Annotated in this window: 23 protein-coding genes; 10 read left to right on the forward strand and 13 right to left on the reverse strand. The window is 62.9% G+C overall.

Annotated features, from left to right (window positions below):
- The first annotated feature begins 50 nt into the window (after positions 1–50).
- From lipB to AC1Q6X_RS10905, 7 genes are all read left to right on the forward strand, one after another.
- Positions 51–755, forward strand: a complete 705-nt coding sequence (gene lipB, locus AC1Q6X_RS10875; protein WP_070223225.1) for a lipoyl(octanoyl) transferase LipB — start codon at positions 51–53, stop codon at positions 753–755.
- 37 nt (positions 756–792) lie between these two features.
- On the forward strand, positions 793–1,800 hold the full coding sequence (gene lipA / locus AC1Q6X_RS10880) for a lipoyl synthase (RefSeq protein ID WP_070312669.1): 1,008 nt from the start codon (positions 793–795) through the stop codon (positions 1,798–1,800).
- A 122-nt stretch (positions 1,801–1,922) separates the two neighbouring features.
- The gene (locus AC1Q6X_RS10885) at positions 1,923–2,192 is read left to right on the forward strand and encodes a type II toxin-antitoxin system Phd/YefM family antitoxin (protein ID WP_070223351.1); all 270 of its coding nucleotides are present in this window, start codon (positions 1,923–1,925) and stop codon (positions 2,190–2,192) included.
- A complete protein-coding gene (locus AC1Q6X_RS10890) occupies positions 2,173–2,478 on the forward strand; it encodes a Txe/YoeB family addiction module toxin (protein WP_070223221.1) in 306 nt (101 codons plus the stop codon). Before AC1Q6X_RS10885 ends, AC1Q6X_RS10890 begins: the two co-directional genes overlap by 20 nt.
- Before the next feature lie 90 nt (positions 2,479–2,568).
- Positions 2,569–3,237: a uracil-DNA glycosylase gene (gene ung / locus AC1Q6X_RS10895; protein ID WP_070288957.1), complete on the forward strand. Its 669-nt coding sequence runs from the start codon at positions 2,569–2,571 to the stop codon at positions 3,235–3,237.
- Between the two features lie 105 nt (positions 3,238–3,342).
- Positions 3,343–3,654, forward strand: a complete 312-nt coding sequence (locus tag AC1Q6X_RS10900; protein ID WP_071650246.1) for a type II toxin-antitoxin system TacA family antitoxin — start codon at positions 3,343–3,345, stop codon at positions 3,652–3,654.
- Entirely contained in the window at positions 3,629–4,111 is a 483-nt protein-coding gene (locus tag AC1Q6X_RS10905; protein ID WP_175444800.1) for a GNAT family N-acetyltransferase, read from the forward strand. The genes AC1Q6X_RS10900 and AC1Q6X_RS10905 overlap by 26 nt, the downstream gene beginning before the upstream one ends.
- Positions 4,112–4,212: 101 nt before the next feature.
- On the opposite strand, the gene AC1Q6X_RS10910 is transcribed toward AC1Q6X_RS10905, so the two are convergent.
- From AC1Q6X_RS10910 to AC1Q6X_RS10925, 4 genes are all read right to left on the reverse strand, one after another.
- Positions 4,213–6,369, reverse strand: coding sequence for a TonB-dependent receptor (locus tag AC1Q6X_RS10910; RefSeq protein ID WP_492496893.1), 2,157 nt, complete (start codon positions 6,367–6,369; stop codon positions 4,213–4,215).
- A 92-nt stretch (positions 6,370–6,461) separates the two neighbouring features.
- Entirely contained in the window at positions 6,462–6,800 is a 339-nt protein-coding gene (locus tag AC1Q6X_RS10915; RefSeq protein ID WP_492496895.1) for a hypothetical protein, read from the reverse strand.
- A gap of 67 nt (positions 6,801–6,867) precedes the next feature.
- Entirely contained in the window at positions 6,868–7,689 is an 822-nt protein-coding gene (locus tag AC1Q6X_RS10920) for a helix-turn-helix transcriptional regulator (protein WP_492496897.1), read from the reverse strand.
- Positions 7,679–8,224, reverse strand: coding sequence for a YbhB/YbcL family Raf kinase inhibitor-like protein (locus tag AC1Q6X_RS10925; RefSeq protein ID WP_492496899.1), 546 nt, complete (start codon positions 8,222–8,224; stop codon positions 7,679–7,681). The genes AC1Q6X_RS10920 and AC1Q6X_RS10925 overlap by 11 nt, the downstream gene beginning before the upstream one ends.
- A 215-nt stretch (positions 8,225–8,439) precedes the next feature.
- Here AC1Q6X_RS10925 and AC1Q6X_RS10930 point away from each other — a divergent pair, with 215 nt between their 5' ends.
- Positions 8,440–9,597: a PepSY-associated TM helix domain-containing protein gene (locus tag AC1Q6X_RS10930; RefSeq protein ID WP_492496901.1), complete on the forward strand. Its 1,158-nt coding sequence runs from the start codon at positions 8,440–8,442 to the stop codon at positions 9,595–9,597.
- A 90-nt stretch (positions 9,598–9,687) separates the two neighbouring features.
- Positions 9,688–10,110 carry a PaaI family thioesterase gene (locus AC1Q6X_RS10935; RefSeq protein WP_492496903.1) on the forward strand — a complete coding sequence of 141 codons (423 nt, stop codon included), beginning with the start codon at positions 9,688–9,690 and terminating at the stop codon, positions 10,108–10,110.
- Between the two features lie 68 nt (positions 10,111–10,178).
- Here the strand turns inward: AC1Q6X_RS10935 and AC1Q6X_RS10940 are convergent, their stop codons facing one another.
- The 7 genes from AC1Q6X_RS10940 to AC1Q6X_RS10970 all read right to left on the reverse strand — a co-directional run bounded on the left by AC1Q6X_RS10940 (position 10,179) and on the right by AC1Q6X_RS10970 (position 15,063).
- Positions 10,179–10,874: an anti-sigma factor gene (locus tag AC1Q6X_RS10940; protein ID WP_070312663.1), complete on the reverse strand. Its 696-nt coding sequence runs from the start codon at positions 10,872–10,874 to the stop codon at positions 10,179–10,181.
- Positions 10,871–11,461 (reverse strand): sigma-70 family RNA polymerase sigma factor, encoded by a 591-nt coding sequence (locus tag AC1Q6X_RS10945; RefSeq protein ID WP_492496905.1) that lies wholly within the window; start codon positions 11,459–11,461, stop codon positions 10,871–10,873. Before AC1Q6X_RS10945 ends, AC1Q6X_RS10940 begins: the two co-directional genes overlap by 4 nt.
- Before the next feature lie 85 nt (positions 11,462–11,546).
- On the reverse strand, positions 11,547–12,068 hold the full coding sequence (locus AC1Q6X_RS10950) for a peroxiredoxin family protein (protein WP_070223196.1): 522 nt from the start codon (positions 12,066–12,068) through the stop codon (positions 11,547–11,549).
- An 86-nt stretch (positions 12,069–12,154) separates the two neighbouring features.
- A complete protein-coding gene (locus tag AC1Q6X_RS10955) occupies positions 12,155–12,841 on the reverse strand; it encodes a BON domain-containing protein (RefSeq protein WP_070223194.1) in 687 nt (228 codons plus the stop codon).
- A complete protein-coding gene (locus AC1Q6X_RS10960) occupies positions 12,834–13,430 on the reverse strand; it encodes a phosphoheptose isomerase (RefSeq protein WP_034752465.1) in 597 nt (198 codons plus the stop codon). The genes AC1Q6X_RS10955 and AC1Q6X_RS10960 overlap by 8 nt, the downstream gene beginning before the upstream one ends.
- A 57-nt stretch (positions 13,431–13,487) precedes the next feature.
- Positions 13,488–13,841, reverse strand: a complete 354-nt coding sequence (locus AC1Q6X_RS10965; protein WP_070223192.1) for a YraN family protein — start codon at positions 13,839–13,841, stop codon at positions 13,488–13,490.
- 10 nt (positions 13,842–13,851) lie between these two features.
- Positions 13,852–15,063, reverse strand: a complete 1,212-nt coding sequence (locus AC1Q6X_RS10970) for a penicillin-binding protein activator (protein ID WP_230504463.1) — start codon at positions 15,061–15,063, stop codon at positions 13,852–13,854.
- Between the two features lie 165 nt (positions 15,064–15,228).
- Between AC1Q6X_RS10970 and rsmI the strand changes: the two genes are divergently transcribed.
- Positions 15,229–16,137, forward strand: a complete 909-nt coding sequence (rsmI, locus tag AC1Q6X_RS10975) for a 16S rRNA (cytidine(1402)-2'-O)-methyltransferase (protein WP_070223188.1) — start codon at positions 15,229–15,231, stop codon at positions 16,135–16,137.
- A gap of 5 nt (positions 16,138–16,142) precedes the next feature.
- On the opposite strand, the gene AC1Q6X_RS10980 is transcribed toward rsmI, so the two are convergent.
- Positions 16,143–16,583: a hypothetical protein gene (locus tag AC1Q6X_RS10980; RefSeq protein ID WP_230504465.1), complete on the reverse strand. Its 441-nt coding sequence runs from the start codon at positions 16,581–16,583 to the stop codon at positions 16,143–16,145.
- Positions 16,519–17,130 (reverse strand): nucleotidyltransferase domain-containing protein, encoded by a 612-nt coding sequence (locus tag AC1Q6X_RS10985; protein ID WP_230504466.1) that lies wholly within the window; start codon positions 17,128–17,130, stop codon positions 16,519–16,521. The genes AC1Q6X_RS10980 and AC1Q6X_RS10985 overlap by 65 nt, the downstream gene beginning before the upstream one ends.
- Positions 17,131–17,188: the final 58 nt, after the last annotated feature.

A 17,188-nucleotide genomic window follows, 5' to 3' on the forward strand; every position in this document is an offset into this window, starting at 1 on the left:
GCTTCGCCGCAGCGTCCGCAGGGCGCCGGCAGCTGATTACAGAATCTGTCATGACCACCACCCGCACCGAAACGGCGCTGATCCGCGAGCTGGGCCGCGTCGATTACGAGCCGACCTTTGCCGCCATGCGCGCCTTTACCGACGCGCGCACGACGGACACGCGCGACGAACTGTGGATCGTCGAGCATCCGCCCGTCTTTACGTTGGGCCTGGCGGCCGACCGCGGCCATCTGCTGGCCGGCGCCGAGAGTGTGCCCGTGGTGCAGACGGACCGGGGCGGCGAAGTCACCTTCCACGGCCCCGGCCAGGTGGTGATTTACCTGCTGATGGACTTGCGCCGCAACAAGCCGGGCGGCAAGCTGTATGCGCGCCAGTTCGTGCATAAAATCGAGCAAGCCATCATCAACGTGCTGGCGGCGTATAATCTCGCAGGCGAGCGCATCGATGGCGCGCCCGGCATCTACATTGCCGGCGGGCCAGACAAGGGTGCGAAGATCGCCGCGCTGGGATTGAAAGTGCGCGGCAACGGCTGCACCTACCATGGCGTATCGCTCAACGTGGCGATGGACCTGGCGCCGTTTTCCTGGATTAACCCTTGCGGCTATTCCGGCCTGAAGACGGTGGACATGCGCAGCATGGGCGTCGTGGCGCCGCTGGCCGAGGTGCAGCGGGCCCTGGCCCAGGAATTGACCGTATTACTCGATGTAAGCGAAGTAAACAGCGCCGCAGGCGCGCCTCAGGCAGCGGATGCCTGAGCAAACAAACCAACATGCCCGTCAAGGGCTTGCAGCCATGACTTCTGAGACCATTTCCAGCACCGCCCCCGCCGCTCCCGCCTACAACCCGAGCGAAAAGCAAAAAGGCGCCAGCAAGACTTCGCGCATCCCGATCAAGATCATTCCGATCGAGCAAGTCGAGCGCCTGAAAAAGCCGGACTGGATCCGCGTCAAGGCCGCTTCGGCTTCGACCCGTTTCTATGAAATCAAGGATGTGTTGCGCGAAAACAAGCTCGTGACCGTGTGCGAGGAAGCCAGCTGCCCGAACATCGGCGAGTGTTTCGGCAAGGGCACGGCCACCTTCATGATCATGGGCGACAAGTGCACGCGCCGCTGCCCGTTCTGCGACGTGGGCCACGGCCGTCCGGACCCGCTGGACAAGGAAGAGCCGGCCAACCTGTCGAAAACCATCGCCAAGCTGCGCCTGAACTACGTCGTCATCACCTCCGTCGACCGCGATGACTTGCGCGACGGCGGCGCCGGCCATTTCGTCGAGTGCATCCAGCAAACGCGCGCCCTGTCGCCGAACACCCGCATCGAAGTGCTGGTGCCCGACTTCCGCGGCCGCCTGGAAAAAGCCCTGGATCTGTTCAAGGATGGCTTGCCTGACGTCATGAACCACAACCTGGAAACGGCGCCGCGCCTGTACAAGGAAGCCCGTCCCGGTTCCGACTACATGCACTCGCTGAAACTGCTGAAGGATTTCAAGGCCATGTACCCGGACGTCAAAACCAAGTCCGGCATCATGGTGGGCCTGGGCGAGACGGACGAGGAAATCCTGCAAGTCATGCGCGACATGCGCGAGCACGACATCGACATGCTGACCATCGGCCAGTACCTGGCGCCATCGAACAGCCACCTGCCCGTGCGCCGCTACGTGCACCCGGACGTCTTCAAAATGTTCGAGGAAGAAGCCTATAAAATGGGCTTCACCCACGCCGCCGTGGGCGCCATGGTGCGCAGCTCGTACCACGCGGATGAACAGGCGCACAGCGCCGGCGTGGAATCGGCGCTGAATTTCTAAGCCGTTTGCGCCACATCAAAGCCGCCCGCGATAGCGTGGCGGCTTTTTTTTGCCTGATTGAGGTGATGTACAATATCCTGTACAATTATTGGCATGTACTTTCCATGGAGTGGTGGCACGGCATGAATATCCTGACTTTCAGCGAGGCGCGCGCGGGCCTGAAAAGCGTGATGGACGACGTCTGCAACGACCATACGCCTACGGTGATCACGCGCGTGAATGGCGAACATGTGGTGATGCTGTCCTTGTCGGACTACAACAGCATCGAGGAAACCCTGTATTTGCTGGGCACGGCAAAGAATGCCAGCCGGCTGATGGCGTCCGTGGCGCAGATCAAGGCGGGCAAGGCGCAGCCACGGGCATTGGCGCGGCATGAAAAACCGGAAGACTGAAAACAAGCAGCAGGCGCGCGCCGCCGTGCTGGCCTGGACCGATCATGCCTGGGAGGATTATCTGTTCTGGCAAGAGAACGACTTGAAAATCCTGCAAAAAATCAACGACTTGCTCGATGCATGCCTGGCCGATCCGTTCAAGGGCACGGGCAAGCCGGAACCGCTGAAAGGCGACCTGACGGGTTTCTGGTCGCGCCGCATCGACCGCCAGCACCGGCTCGTGTATCTGCCCGACGCGGGCTGCATCTACGTGGCGGCCTGCCGTTATCACTATGACGACAAATAGGCATTGCCCAGCCGTACCGTAACGCGGTACCGGACGTGACGCGGCTATACTGATCAATGATGTTTTAAAAACATGATTGACGGGGGAGCCATGGACGTACGCATCGACGCATCGTGGAAGGCGCGGCTGGAGGGGGAGTTTGCCCAGCCCTACTGGGAGCGCCTGGCCGCCTTCGTGAAGGAAGAGTACGCGGCGGGGCCGTGTTTTCCTCCGGGTAAATACATTTTTCGCGCCTTCGACCTGACGCCGTTCGAGCAAGTCAAAGTCGTGATCCTGGGGCAAGACCCGTATCACACGCCCGGTGCCGCCATGGGGCTGTGCTTTTCGATTCCCGAAGGCACGCCGCCGCAGCCGAGCCTGCAGAATATCTTCAAGGAATTACACAGCGACGTGGGCGTGGCGCGCACGCGCACGGATTTGTCCGATTGGGCGCAGCAAGGCGTGTTCCTGCTCAACAGCGTGCTGACGGTGCGCGCCGGGGCGGCCGGTTCGCACGCGGCCAAGGGATGGGAAAAGCTGACGGACAGCGCCATCCGCCACCTGTCCGCCGAGCGCGAACACCTTGTGTTCATCCTGTGGGGCGGCTATGCGCAAGCCAAGCGCACCCTGATCGACCCCGGCAAGCACCTGGTGCTGGCAGCGCCGCATCCATCTCCCTTGTCGGCCAGCAAAGGTTTCTTTGGCAGTAAGCCGTTCAGCCAGGCAAATGCGTATCTGCAGGCGCATCATCATGCCGAAATCAAATGGGGCAATGAATAATGGTGACATTTTGTCTCCAGTAAGGGTTGCTTTGTCCCTATCATGTGCTATGCTCATTGGGATACCCGACGACATCCGAACAAACCCGACGACACGAGCTAAATAATGAGTGTGACTGAAGAACGCGGCCGTATTACGGCCAGGGTTTCCGGCTCAATTGCCGAGAAACTTCAAGAAGCGGCTGAGCTGACCGGCGCTACCTTGAATCAATTCCTCGTGCAAGCTGCATTGGAAAAGGCGGAAATGATCATCGATCGCGAATACCTGATCCGCTATTCCCGTCGTGACGCCGCCATGATGATCGATTTGCTGGAAAACCCGCAGGGGCCGAATGCGGCTTTGACGAAGGCTTTTGAAAATTATGCACAGAAAGTAGAGAATGGCGTACTTCGTGACAGCACTGAAAGCAATACATGATGTAACAAGGTTTCATTGCGGCACACCGGTATTGGATACGTGGTTGCAGACAATAGCAAGGCAGCATCAGCGGCATGGCGCATCGCGAACGTTCGTGCTGGTCGATGAAACTGATCCTACGGAAATTATTGGCTATTTTTCACTGGCGATTCGTACCATGACCCCCAAGGAGGCTATTCCCATCGCCATGATGAAGAAGTTGCCCAGCAACGTACCCGGCTTTACCTTGGCGCGGCTTGCTGTCGCGCAGCGGCATCAGCGTCGCGGCTTTGGCCGATTGCTGCTGGTAGCGGCCATGAAGCGTGTGCAATCGGTCGCAGCGGAGGTGGGCGGTTTTGCCCTGTTTGTCGATGCCAAAGAGCCGCAAGGCACGCAATTTTATCAACAGTATGGTTTTACGCCCCTCCCCGATGATCCGCTGACCATGCTGCTACCAATCGCCGATATTCCCCATTAAAACAGCATCCCGATAGACGCCACGAGATCGTTTCTTAACGGCAACCGACAGCGGCAGGCGTTGCTCCCTGCCGCTGTCTTCGCGCGTAACGGTGGTAACGGTTAAAAACTGGTCGACAGGCCGGCGTAGATGCTGCGGCGGGCGCCATACTGCGGCGCTCCCACGCCCACGCCGGAACCGTCGCGCAGCAGGTACGACTTGTCGAACAGGTTGATCAGGGCCAGCCGTCCTTCCACCTTGCCCACCGGCGTGTTCTTCCACGTGTGCGTGAGCGCCGTGTTGACGGTGAAGTAACTCGGCAAATGGCCGGAATTCGGTGCGCCGCCGTCCGGCGTCATGCGCAGGCCGCTGCCGTAGAGGAAGTCAGCGCTCACTTGCGAATCGCCGAAGTGATAGTGGCCGCCGCCCGACAGCGTGTATTTCTGGTCATGATCGAGGTAGACATAGTGCTGGCTGATGTAGTTCAACTCATCGGCGCCAAACAGGGCTTGCCCCGAATTGATGTTGCGGCCCTGCGCCTTTTGCGTGCTGGCGTTGAGGAACAGGCCCCAGTTTTTCTCGCTGTAGATGGCGGACAGCTCCAGGCCCTTGGCGTAGCCGTCCGCATAGTTGAACGGCGTCAGGATCAACGCCTGGCCGAACTGGCCTTCGTCGAGCAAGTTGTTGATCTTTTTATAGTACACATCGGCCGTCACGGTCAGTTTTGAATTGACCTGGTGGCTGATGCCGATATCGTAGTAATGCGTGCGCTCGGCCTTGACGTTGTCGGACCGGCCGATTTCCGGCGCATTCGTCGTGTTCGCGTACAGGTCGATGCTGGCTTGCGCCGCCAGCTCCTGCGGCGGCGGCGTGAAGTAGCGCGAATAGCCGGCGTGCAGGGCCGTGCCCGGCGCGATCTGGTAGGCCAGGTTGACGCGCGGGCTCCATTGCTGTTCGCTCGTGTAGGCCGAGACCTTGTCGAAGCGGGCGCCGTAGTTCAGGGTCAGCGGCTTGCTGATATGCCACTCATCCTGCAGGTAGACACTGGCCAGGGTGCCCGTCTTGCCGCTGTTGTCCAGAATGCTGAACGGCGTGGTGGAAGTTTGCGCCCCGTCCATGGCGGGGAAGACGGCCACCGTGTTGTCGCTCGTCGTCTTCTGGCGCGTGTAGGCCAGACCCGCGCGCACGGTGTGGTCCTGGTGCAACTTGTAGCTGATGTCGAACTGGGCACCGGAAGCGCTGTTCGCGCGGCGCGAGTCCGAGGCCACGCCGTTGTAGATCAGGTCGCCAATGGCATCGGGCGTGAAGTGCAGTTCCGAATTCTGGTGGAAGGCCGACACCTGGTAATTGACGTCGCCCAGGCTTTTTTGCAGCGACAGCACGAGAAAACGGTTCACTTCGCGCTGGTTTTCATTCAGCTGCGAGGAAGGGATGCTGGACGTGCCCGCCTGCGTGTCGCTGTGGCCGGCCAAGCTGAATGCCGGCGCCTGGTCCGGGTTGTTCGGGATCTGGAAGCGGCCGTTATAGGTGCCGAACATGGCGCCCAGGCGGGTATTGTCATCGAGGAAATACGACAGGCTGCCGAAGGTTTTATTCTGGCGCGTCTTGTCGTGCAGGGCGCTGCGCGTGGCTTGCGGGTTTTCCACGCCCAGTGCATTGCCCAGATAGCTGCCGGACAAATAGTAATTGAACTTGCCCACGCTGCCAAAAAATTCGGCACTCGGCTCCACATGGTCGTGGCTGCCGACCATGATGCCGATGCGCCCGCCGGGCGTCATGCCGCCCTCCTTCGTTTCAATATCGACGATGCCGGCCGTGCGCAGGCCGAACTGGGCCGGCAAGGCGCCCGTCATGAAATCCGTCTTGTCGATCAATCGCGTGTCGATCGACTGGCCGAAGCCGCTGATGCTTTCAGGCAACTGCACGCCATTGATGCGGTATTGCACGTTGGCATGGTCGTCGCGCACATGCAAAGCACCTGATCCCTTCGAATCCTGCGACACGCCCGGCAAGCGCAGCAGCACTTCATTGAACGGCGTGTTGTCGCCCTGGCCCAGCATGTCGACCATGTGGCTGTCGATGCTGTAGATGGTGGTGCCGACTTTCGGCGACAGTTCGATGCGCGCGCTTTTCAGATGGGCGGAGGTGACCTCGACCTTTTGCATTTCTGGCGGGGCGGCATCGGTACTGGCTTCGGCAGGCTCGGCGGCATGGGCGGAAACGGTAAACAGGCTGGCAAGGGCGAGCGACAGCGCGCTCAGGCGTGGTGTGTGTTGCATGGTAAACCTCGAAAATAGTCAACGCCAGGCGGCCAGGCGCGCATCAAAGCGCGGCAAGGGGCAGCCTGAAAAGGATAAAAACAGCGTGGGAACTACAGTGAGGCGGCAGGCGGGCCGCGTACGGGCGGCAGGACGAGGGCGGTGACGGGCGCCAGGGTAGCGGGCGCGAGGGCCAGCAAGCGGTACGGCAGTAACTGGGCGGGCGGCTCGGCGATGGCCGGCGGCACGGCGATGTCGGCCACCTTGTCGATGACCGTGGCGCACAGCGCGCATTCTTCCGCGTCGAGCGTCGTCTTGTGCAGGTGCGAGGCGGCCGTCGACAGCAGGAACACGAGGGCCAGCGCACTGAACAGCGCCACGCACAGCTGCCACGGCGTGCGCGCGAGGGCGGACGCCGGGTAAGGCTTGCGGGATGGCTGGCGGGAAGACATGGGCGCATAGTAGCAAGAAAATCGCCGCGCTGTCAGCGCTTGTTGCTTGATTTGCGCCAGAGCGGGCTTACAAGGTGGCGCGCAGGTCGCGCGGCGACAGGCCGTAATGCTGGCGGAAACGGGCCGCGAAGCGCGAGGGCGAGGCGTAGCCGCAGGCGGCGGCGATGTCGGTGATGGGTAAGATGCCAGATTGTAATTCCTGCAAGGCCAGTCCCAGCCGCACGTCTTCCAGGATGGCGCGGAAGTGACGCTGTTCCAGGGCCAGCTGGCGGCGCAGGGTCGAGGCGCCCAGGTGCAGATGGCTGGCGACCTTGGCCACGCTCCAGTCGGCGCCCGGGTCCAGCAGCAGCACTTGCTGCACGCGCGCGGCCAGCGGGTCGCGGCGGTCCAGCAACAGCGGGCCGCAATGGCCGCCCAAGGCCAGGGCCAGCAGCAAGCCTTCCGCCTGGTGCGCCAGCAGCGCAGGCGGCGTGCTGCTGGCCAGGCTGGCCGTCAGCTGGTCCCAGGCCACCGCCGCGTGGGCATCGAGCGGCACGCACAGGCTGGCCGTGGCCGCCTGGCGCAGCTGGGTATCGACGAGGCCGCCATGGCGCGCGCGGAAACGGGCGATCAGGGCCGGCGAAAAACTCAGCACTTCCGCGCGGTAGCCTTGCGCGCCGGGCAGGTTGGCTACGCCCAGTTCCTGTCCGGCCGGCATCAGCACCACGTCGTGCGTGCCGGCGCGCGCCTGGCGTGCCCCCCATTCCAGCAGCTTGGTTCCTTGCCGCACGCGGCATAGGGCGCTCTGGAAGACGGGCACGCGGCGCAGGGTTTGCGCGCGGCGCGCCTCGATGGTGCCGTGGGCGATGCGCAGCTCGCTCAGGGCCACCGCTTCCATGTCATCTGCCATACAGTCCCGTCAGCTGTGCCTTGCCCAGTGCGTTGGCGTTGAGCATGTAGCCGAGCATGGCGCCGCTGGCGCCCTGGTCCAAGGGCAGCTTGTCTGTTTTCAGCGCCCACACCGTGATCTGGTAGCGGTGGGCCTGGTCGCCCGGTGGCGGGCAGGCGCCGCCATAGGCGCTGTCGCCGTAATCGTTGCGCCCTTGCACGGCGCCGGCCGGCAAGGCGGCGGTTGTCGTTCCCGCAGGCAAGGACGTGGTGCTGGTCGGCACATTGAACACGCTCCAGTGCCACCAGCCGCTGCCCGTGGGCGCGTCCGGGTCGTACAGGGTGATGGCGTAGCTTTTCGTGCCGGCTGGGGCATTGCTCCACGACAATTGCGGCGACAGGTTGCCGCCCGTGCAGCCGAAGCCCTGGAATACTTGCGCGCTCGCCAGGCGCTGGCCGGGGGCGATGTCGGTGCTGGTGACCGTGAAATCGGCGGCGTGGGCGCCCAGGTGAAGAGCGAGGCCCAAGGTGGCGGCGAGGAAGCGGGAGGCGGTCATAGTTTTCCTTTCGATAAGTATAGGGGAAAGTGTATGCCGTGCAATATTTACCCGCGATGCCGATGCGCTCGCTGATGGTGCTGAAACGCTCGTTTTATTCTATTTTAGCCGTTCGCATGAGCGTGTTGTGTGGTTTGCCGCTTTCTGACCGTGCATGATTTTCACTGTGGGGCTTTCATGCTATCGTTTCGCAGCCCAAATTTCCCAAAGTTTCCATGTCACAACGCTCGATCAAGTGGTTGCTCAGCAAACTGCACCTGTACGTGGGCCTGTGGTTCGGCGCCCAGTTCGTCCTGCTGGGCTTGACGGGTTCCGCCATCGCCTGGATGCCGGAACTCGACGCTTACCTGAATCCCAACTTGTTACAGGCGAGCACGCCCGCACCTGGCCAGGTGTTCCAGGTGACGCCGCGTACGCTGCAGGTGGTGGTGGATGGGCTTACGGCCGACCCCTCCTACGGCAAGCCGAGCCAGCTCAATCCGCCCGCCGACGCGCGCGACGTGTACGTGGCCTCGTACCGCCAGCCAGGCAAGCCATCCCTCTTCAGCCAGGCCATCGTGCGCCAGGTGATGGTCGACCCCTACACCCTGCAAGTCAAAGGCGAGCGCGACTGGGGACGCTTCGGCCTCTCGCGCCCATTGCTGATGTCGTGCATGTTTCATTTGCACCGCTATGTATTGTCCGGCGACGCGGGCAAGACGATCACGGGCATTTCCGGCGTGGCCCTGCTGCTGATGGCCCTGAGCGGCATTTACCTGTGGTGGCCGCGCTTGCAGTGGACGGCGATCCGGCGCGCCTTGACGGTGTCGCATGGCGGCTCCTGGCCCCGTTTCAATTACACCTTGCACAAGGCGGCGGGCTTCTTTGCCGCGCCCGTGCTGGCCGTGCTCGCCTTTTCCGGCATCTATTTCAATTTGCCGCAATTGATCGTGCCCCTGGTGGAGCTCGTGTCGACGGTGCCGGACACGGCAAAATTGAAAAATGTGGCCCGGGATGGCGCCGTGCTCGATGCGGGCCAGGCCATGGCCGCCGCGCAGCAGCTGTATCCGCAGGCGCGCGTGTCGCGCATCGTGCTGCCGGCGAAAAAGGACCAGCCCTACGAGATTCGCGTGCGCCAGCCCGGTGAAATCGCCCACGGCGACGGCGCCACCCGCATCACTCTGGACGCGCGCAGCGGCTTGCCCCTGCGCGTACGCGATCCCTTGCGGGCGCCGGCCGGCGATGTCTTCCTGGGCTGGCAATTCCCCCTGCATACGGGCCAGGCCTTCGGCGTGGCCGGGCGCGCCTTCATTACCGTCTTCGGTTTGATGCCCTTGCTGTTCCTGCTGACGGGCACCCTGGTGTGGTGGAAACGGCGGCGCGGCCGGAAATAAGCGGCCGCCAAACCGTTGCGGGGAAAGTTGCTATCATCATAGTATTTTCCGGCGTATCCACTGTCCGGAGTCACCCGCACAAGGACCAGCATGAGCCATCCAGAGATCACCGTAGCAATGTTGAATGAACGCGGCACAGGCCGCCTGCCCGGCCACCTGGGCATCGTCATCACGGAAGTGGGCGATGGCCAGCTGACGGCGGAATTGCCCGTGCTGCCGCATCTGCTGGCGCCGAATGGCTATCTGCACGCGGGCAGCGTGGTGACCCTGGCCGACACGGCGTCAGGCTATGGCTGCATCGTCAACCTGCCCGAGGGCGCCAACAATTTCACCACCATCGAGCTGAAATCGAACCACCTGGGCACGGCCCGCGAAGGCACGCTCACTTGCACCGCCAAGGTCGAGCACAAGGGCCGCAACACGCAAGTGTGGGATGCCGTGGTGAAAAGCAAGGAAACGGGCAAGACGATCGCCCTGTTCCGCTGCACGCAGATGATTCTGTATCCAAAGTAAGGTAAGCAACCCAAATCAACTGCTGGGGTCAGACCCGACGGGTCTGACCCCGGATTTTTGCGTTAGGGTTAAATTTTTACCCAGTTACCTTTATACAAGATTGGTCCCGTCGGTCCGTTCGGATTCGGCGAACCGCCTTTCGGCTCCAGGGTGACGGCCAGCAAGGCCACGTCGTTGCCGATGGCGCGCTGGGACAGGGCCAGTTTCACATTGCCCTTGTCCGCCAGCAAGCCCAGGGAGCGCGGGTTGCCGCTCTTCGGCACGGCCCACAGTTCCAGATCCTTATCACTTGGCACGGGCGCGTTGGCCACCATGCGCACCTCGAGCGCGCCGTGGCGGCTGTCGGCCGTCAGCACCAATGCCGTTTGCGCCTTCTCGTCCGTCAGGCTGGCGACATAGCTGATCTGCGGCGCGTCCATCACGCGCGTGGCCAAGACGATCACCAGCAAGGCGGCGATGGCGCTCGACGCCATGCCCAGGCCACGCCAGAACGACAGCGCATCGCGCCACAACGCCCAGCCGCCCTGCGGCTTCAGGTGCAGGCGCTGCTCGATCTGCTGCCACACGCGCTTGGGCGGCGCCACGGGCGTGGCGAATTCGGCCATCGGTTCCAGGCGCCGGCGCCATTCGGCCGTGATATTGCGCAAATCGGCGTCGTTGTGCAGCCAGCCTTCGAAACGCCGCCGCGCGCCCCCTTTCAGGGTGCCCAGTACATATTCGGACGCCAGTTTCTGGCGCAGGGTGTCATTGCCGCGGATATTCATGATGCCTCCCGTTTCGCCAGGCACGTGCGCAGCCGTTCCAGGCTGCGGCGTATCCACGTCTTCACGGTGCCGATCGGCAGCGACATCTGCTGCGCCACTTCGCTGTGCGACAGGTCGTGATAGAAGGCCAGGGCGACCACCTGCCGGTGCAGCCCTTCCAGGGCGGACATGCAAAACGCCAGCGCCTTGGCGTCACCGCTCAGCTGCAGTGATTCGATCGGCGTGGCCTGGGGGTCCCGGAGTGCATTCATGACTTCGCTATCAAACTGTTTGGCATCGATTTCCACGGTATCGTCGCTGCGCCGCAGCACATCGAACGCCTTGTTGCGCACGATGGTGGCCATCCAGGTCATCGGCGCGGCCAGATGGCTCTGGTAAGCGGCGGCGTTGTTCCAGATGGCGACAAAACCCTCTTGCAAGGCTTCTTCAGCGAGCTCTTGCTTATGCAATATACGCAGCGCGAAGCCAAACAGTTTCGATGAGGTGGAGTTATATAGCTGGCGGAACGCCGTGGCGTCCTTGTTCCCGGTGGCAAGCAGCCAGGTTTTCAGTTGCTGCGGGTCGAGCGATTGAGCGGCTGGGGACACGGCTGGCCTTCACAAGGTGAATGGGATCACGCCTGGGAAGGTTATAACAGATTGACAACGCTTGGCAACAGGGTTTTGTGCCGTGTTATCCCGCGATGGCCGTTTCGAGCAATTTGTGCAGTTCGGCAAATTCCGGCTTGCCCACGTAGCGCTTGAGGATCTTGCCCTGCTTGTCGAGCACGAAGGTGGTGGGCGTGAGGGCCACGTCGCCGTAGGCCTTGGCCGCCTCGCCCGTCACGTCGAGCGCCACCTTGAACGGCAGCTGGCGCGTTTCGGCGAAATTCAGCACGTAGTTGGCCGGATCGTATTTCATGGCCACGGCCACGAATTCCAGGCCCTGCCCCTTGTACTTGTTGTAGGTGTCGACCATGTCCGGCATTTCCGCCACGCAGGTGGTGCACGAAGTGGCCCAGAAATTGACCATCACCACCTTGCCGCGCAGGCTGGCCGAGGTGATCTTCTCGCCATGGATGCCGTGGAAAGTCACGTCCGGCGCGCGTTGCTTGTCGTTCAGCGACAGATAGCCGGCCGCCGCCACGCCCGCCACGAACACGGCGATGAGGGCTGGCTTGATCCAGGACTTGCTTGCGGAGGGCGAAGTGGACATGGCAAAGTTTCACTAATGTAGAGCAACGATGCGGCCATTATAGACGCATCGTCAGTCTGGCGCCGTAGGTCAAACGGCGGAGGCGTTTATTGCTGGACCGTATCGCTGACCGTGCTGGTCGTGCGCTGCTGCGGCGGATCGGGCTGCAATTGCTTCAGTTCCGCTTCCGAAATGTAGTCGAACAGCTTGACCACTTTCTGCACGCCGCCCACGCCGCGTGCCACGTCGGCCGCGACCGTGCCTTCGCGCTGGGTCACGCGGCCCATCAGGAAGACGGTGCCGTTTTCCGTGACGACCTTGAACGAGGCGGCCGAGATGGTTTTCATGTCGACCAGGCTGGCCTTGACCTTGGTGGTGATCAGCGCGTCGTTCGAGCGCGAGGTATAGCTGGCCGGGCCGGCGATGATCAATTCATTGGCCACCGACTCCACGCCCTCGATATTGCGCACTTCGCGCTCGACGGCATTTTTCATCGCCTCGTCGCGCACTTCGCCCGTCAGCAGGACGCGGCGGTTGAAGCTGGTGACATTCACGTGGCCCGCATCGCCGACGATGGACGGGATGCGCGCCTCGCCCTTGACGGCGATCGACTTGTCTTCGGTCTGGGCGCCCAGGGTGCGGCGGTCCGCCGCGGCAACGCCGCCCATCACCGCGCCGCCGACCATCAGTTCGATGCAGCCGGTGAGCGAAGTGAGCATGGCGCCGCACAGCAGTGCGGTGGCCAGCGGGCGTTGTACGCGTTTCCAGCCTGGGCCAGTACCGAATTTAGTCATTCACGTCTCCTCCGAATAGCGCGACGTCGATGCCGTCGCAGATGCAATGTATGGTGGTCAGGTGGACTTCCTGGATGCGCGCCGTGCGCTCGGCCGGCACGCAGATATGCACGTCGGCGTCCGTCAGCATCTTGCCGATGGCGCCGCCGTCCTTGCCCGTCAGCGCCACGACGCGCATTTCGCGCTCGAGCGCCGCTTCCACGGCCGCCATCACGTTGGCCGAATTGCCCGACGTGGAGATGGCCAGCAGGATGTCGCCGGCCTGGCCGAAGGCCTGCACCTGCTTCGAGAAGATCTCGCGGTAGCTGTAGTCGTTGGCCACGGCCGTCAGGATCGACGTATCCGTCGTCAGCGCCAGGGCCGGCAGCGGAAAGCGCTCGCGTTCGAAGCGCCCGACCAGCTCGGCCGCGAAATGCTGGCAATCGGCGGCGGAACCGCCGTTGCCGCAGGCGAGGATCTTGTTGCCGTTGGACAATGCATAAAACATCAGGTCGATCGCCTGCGCAATGGGTTGCGCCAGTACGGTGGCTGCCTGGATCTTGAGTTCGGCACTTTCGTGGAAGTGCGAGAGGATGCGTTGATTATTCATAGTCTGCCGATTATAGTGCAGGCGCGCGGCATGGCGGACAAGCACTGTTAAAAATGCTTACATATCGAGGATGTTCTTCAGCCAGCTGATGCGCCCGCCATCGATGGCCAGCGCGTCGAAGCGGCATGGCGGCACGGTTTTTTGTCCCAGCAGCCAGGTTTGCGCGGCCACCACCATGCGCCGCTGCTTGGCGGGCGTGATGCTGGCCAGGGCGCCGCCGAAGCTGGCACTGCTGCGCAGCCGCACTTCGACGAAGACGACGGACGGCCCATCGCGCATGATCAGGTCCAGTTCGCCGCCCTTGCACAGATAATTGCGTTCCAGCAGCACCAAGCCTTGCAGCAACAGATACGCGAGCGCATCGTCTTCCCCCTGCCGTCCCCGTTCCCGTTTGTTCCAGAAGGGCGGCATGGCGGTGTCCTTATTGTACCGGCGGCATGGTGGCAGGTGGCGGCGGAGCCGGTGGCCAGGTGCCCAGCACGCCCTGCTGGTAGGTGGCGGCCTGTTCCGTGCGTTCGAACACGCTTTGATCATTCTCAAAGCGCACGGCCAGGCGGCCCGTCACGCCGTCGAGCGTGAATGGCGCGTTTGGCCGCAGCGCCACTTCGCGCGCCACGCGGAAGGCGTCGATGCCCAGCGCGTACAGGCGTTCCATGTCGGCCGTCAGGCGGGCGTCGGCCGGTTGCGGCGGTTGCGGATACACCATCACTTGCGGATGGTCGCGCCGCACCTGCCATGGCAGGTCCAGCAGGCGCGCGCCGTCGAGTTCGGGACCGCTGGCGCCGCGCCCGGCGCCGGGGTTCAGTGACGAGGTGCCATACAGGGGCAGGTCGCTGCCGATGGCCACGCGCAGCTGGCGCGCCTGGTCGGCGTCGAGCGCGGCAAACAGCAGGCCCGGCGGCGTGGCGGCCAGGCGCGCGCGCAGCTGCACCAGTTCCGCATCGCTCAGGTAGCCATTCGTGGCCGTCAAGTCCATCACATCGACTTTGCCGCCTTGGCGCAGCCATTCCTGCTTGAAGGCGGCGCTGATGCGGCGCTGCGAAGGCGAACCGGCCGACAGGATCAGCGCGCTGGCGCCCGGCTGTTCGCTGGCGGCCCAGGCGGCGACCTGGCGCGCTTCCGCCTCGATCGACAGGCCCATCACCAGCAGCTTGGCCGGCAGGCGCGCTTCGCCGCGGTTGTCCGGGTGGTTCAGGGCGATCGTCGGCTTGCGTACCAGATCGCTGTTCGCCACGGCCGTCACGGCCGAGCGCGACAACGGTCCGACGACGACGTCCTGTTCCTCTTGCGCTTGCGCAAACTTGTTCAGCACGTCGCTGCTGCCGTCGCCCGTGTCGATCACCGTTACTTCGAAGCCGCTGCGGTCGCGCTCATACGCGGCCATGAAACCGGCGCGCAGCAGTTCGGCGGCCGGGCCCAGGGACGCCGAGCGCAGCGGCAGCAGCAGGCCGATGTGGTGCAGATTGCCGTCGGACGGCGCCGGTGCCGTGGCGGCCGGCATGTCCTGCGGCGTGCCCGTTGCCGGCTTGGTGGTGGTGGGCGCCAGCGGCGCGCCGCTGCCGTCGTACGCGGTAATATCGGGCACGGCCACGGCAAACGTGACCGGTTCGGGCGCGGGCGGCTTGGGCGGCACGGGAGGCGGCAGCGGCTTCGGTGGCGGCAGCGCCCTTGTGTTAGATTCAATAGGCGCGCACAATTGCCCGGGCGCGTCGCAAGGCGTGCTGCAAGCGCTCAGCATGCCGGTCGCGGCACAAACAAGCAGTAACTTCACACTATTAGCAAGCATTCAACCTCCAAAATGACCGTACAAGAAATCAGTTCCATCGCCAGCCTGCCCATCATGACAGAGGCGGCGCACCAGGTCTATCCTATCGCAACATTGTATATAGTGGCCACGCCCATCGGTAATGTGACCGATATCAGCCTGCGCGCGCTGCACTTGCTGAGCCTTGCCGATGCCGTCGCCTGTGAAGATACGCGCAACACGGCGCACCTGCTGACGCGCTTCGGCTTGAACAAGCCATTGATTGCGGCGCATCAACATAATGAGCGCGAAGTGGCGCAGACCTTGATCGCGCGCCTGCACGCCGGCGAGCGCATCGCCCTCGTTTCCGACGCGGGCACGCCCGCCGTGTCCGACCCCGGCGCGCGCATCGTCGACGCCGTGCGTGCGGCCGGTTTGCGCGTGCTGCCCCTGCCCGGCCCGTCGGCGGCGATCACGGCCATCTCCGCCAGCGGCTTGTTGAATGACCAGTTCTACTTTGTCGGCTTCCTGCCGGCCAAGGCCAAGCAGCGCGAAAACATCTTGCACAGCCTGCGCGGCGTGACGGCGACCATGGTGTTCTATGAAGCGCCGCACCGCATCCTCGATTGCGCCACGGCCCTGGTGGAAGCGTTCGAGCCGACGCGCCAGGTGGTGTTCGCGCGCGAACTGACGAAACTGTTCGAGGAAATCCACCGCTGCCCCCTGTCGGAAGCGGAAAGCTGGATCCGTGCCGACGCGCACCGCGAAAAGGGAGAGTTCGTCGTCCTGCTGGAAGGCGCCACGCAAGCGCAGGACGCGGAAGACGTGGAAGCGGAACGCATCCTCAACATCCTGCTGGCCGAATGCAGCGTCAAGCAGGCGGCGAATCTGACGGCGCAAATCACGGGGCGCAAGAAAAACGCCCTGTATGAGCGGGCGTTGCAGTTGAAGGGGCAGGAATAAGGCGATTAGCTTGGCGGCTGGACATTGAGTGCACTTGCCGCCGCGAGCAATTGTTCCACATGCTCGATCAACTCGTCGACAAAGCCCTGCGTGACATCCAGCTCGCCCTCGTATTCGGCCAGGTTGCGCTTCTTGTGGGCCTGATTGAATAGCAGCCATTGCTGCGGCGTGAAACTCAGCGTGTGTTCCAGGCTTTGAAAGACGAGATAGCGGTTGTCGCTGCGATAACCATGTTGACGCAGCGCAGACAAGGCGGCAGCATGCGCCGCGTTATACGCGAGGTCGAAGCGGCTTTCCAGCGACAGTATCGGCTGCCTGGCATCGTGCGGGCGCACGGTGGCCGAGCGCAGCAAGCCCGCCCGTTCGCGTGCGTCCGGTGGCTCAGCCTTGAGCTGGCCGATGCGCGCCAGGTTCGCCAGCGCCTGTGAGCTTGAGGAGGTCATCATTGGCCCCTTTGACAAAAATTTTGGGCTGTTCGAGGACGCGCACGGCGAACGACTTGCCGTCGTCTATTCTTTGCCGCCATTCTTCATGTGTGTACAAGGTGGGGTTGATGCTGCGCCCCAGTTGCTGCTGCGCTGGCTGCAGCGCTGCCAGCAACTGGGCATTCGATGCCATGTTGCCGATGACCATCAGGTCGATGTCGCTGTGCGCCTGTTCCGTGCCCTTGGCCATCGAACCGTACACAAACGCCAGGTCGACTTCCTGCCAATACGGTTGCAGGGCCACGCGCAGCACATCGGCGACGCCAAAGGTTTTCAGCACGATGCTGCGCAGCTCGTCGAAGATCGGCGCATCATGATTTGCCTGGTAATGCTTCTGGTTGCCCACTTTCTTGACGGTCACCAGGGCCGATTTCGCCAGCTTGGCCAGTTCGCGTTGCACGGCGCCCGAGCCGATGGCCGCGAAGGCGATGATTTCATTCGCATAGAAAGAGCGCTGCGCCTGGCCAAAGAGCAAAGCCAGCACGCGTTGCTGTGTTTTGGAAAACAATGTGTCTGCATATATACCCATATTGGGTATGTTAATACCCAATATGGGTATAGTCAAG

This window comes from Janthinobacterium sp. GW823-FHT06H09 (assembly GCF_058794735.1).

Excerpts from the sequence above, each read along its gene's own strand:
- AC1Q6X_RS10960 (WP_034752465.1), bottom strand. The coding sequence starts at position 13,430 with ATGAATAATCAACGCATCCTCTCGCACTTCCACGAAAGTGCCGAACTC.
- lipA (WP_070312669.1), top strand. The coding sequence starts at position 793 with ATGACTTCTGAGACCATTTCCAGCACCGCCCCCGCCGCTCCCGCCTAC.
- AC1Q6X_RS10935 (WP_492496903.1), top strand. The coding sequence starts at position 9,688 with ATGAGCCATCCAGAGATCACCGTAGCAATGTTGAATGAACGCGGCACA.
- lipB (WP_070223225.1), top strand. The coding sequence starts at position 51 with ATGACCACCACCCGCACCGAAACGGCGCTGATCCGCGAGCTGGGCCGC.
- AC1Q6X_RS10890 (WP_070223221.1), top strand. The coding sequence starts at position 2,173 with ATGAAAAACCGGAAGACTGAAAACAAGCAGCAGGCGCGCGCCGCCGTG.
- AC1Q6X_RS10910 (WP_492496893.1), bottom strand. The coding sequence starts at position 6,369 with ATGCAACACACACCACGCCTGAGCGCGCTGTCGCTCGCCCTTGCCAGC.
- AC1Q6X_RS10955 (WP_070223194.1), bottom strand. The coding sequence starts at position 12,841 with ATGACTAAATTCGGTACTGGCCCAGGCTGGAAACGCGTACAACGCCCG.
- AC1Q6X_RS10965 (WP_070223192.1), bottom strand. The coding sequence starts at position 13,841 with ATGCCGCCCTTCTGGAACAAACGGGAACGGGGACGGCAGGGGGAAGAC.
- AC1Q6X_RS10930 (WP_492496901.1), top strand. The coding sequence starts at position 8,440 with ATGTCACAACGCTCGATCAAGTGGTTGCTCAGCAAACTGCACCTGTAC.
- AC1Q6X_RS10915 (WP_492496895.1), bottom strand. The coding sequence starts at position 6,800 with ATGTCTTCCCGCCAGCCATCCCGCAAGCCTTACCCGGCGTCCGCCCTC.
- AC1Q6X_RS10925 (WP_492496899.1), bottom strand. The coding sequence starts at position 8,224 with ATGACCGCCTCCCGCTTCCTCGCCGCCACCTTGGGCCTCGCTCTTCAC.
- ung (WP_070288957.1), top strand. The coding sequence starts at position 2,569 with ATGGACGTACGCATCGACGCATCGTGGAAGGCGCGGCTGGAGGGGGAG.
- rsmI (WP_070223188.1), top strand. The coding sequence starts at position 15,229 with ATGACCGTACAAGAAATCAGTTCCATCGCCAGCCTGCCCATCATGACA.
- AC1Q6X_RS10980 (WP_230504465.1), bottom strand. The coding sequence starts at position 16,583 with ATGATGACCTCCTCAAGCTCACAGGCGCTGGCGAACCTGGCGCGCATC.
- AC1Q6X_RS10920 (WP_492496897.1), bottom strand. The coding sequence starts at position 7,689 with ATGGCAGATGACATGGAAGCGGTGGCCCTGAGCGAGCTGCGCATCGCC.
- AC1Q6X_RS10950 (WP_070223196.1), bottom strand. The coding sequence starts at position 12,068 with ATGTCCACTTCGCCCTCCGCAAGCAAGTCCTGGATCAAGCCAGCCCTC.
- AC1Q6X_RS10885 (WP_070223351.1), top strand. The coding sequence starts at position 1,923 with ATGAATATCCTGACTTTCAGCGAGGCGCGCGCGGGCCTGAAAAGCGTG.
- AC1Q6X_RS10940 (WP_070312663.1), bottom strand. The coding sequence starts at position 10,874 with ATGAATATCCGCGGCAATGACACCCTGCGCCAGAAACTGGCGTCCGAA.
- AC1Q6X_RS10900 (WP_071650246.1), top strand. The coding sequence starts at position 3,343 with ATGAGTGTGACTGAAGAACGCGGCCGTATTACGGCCAGGGTTTCCGGC.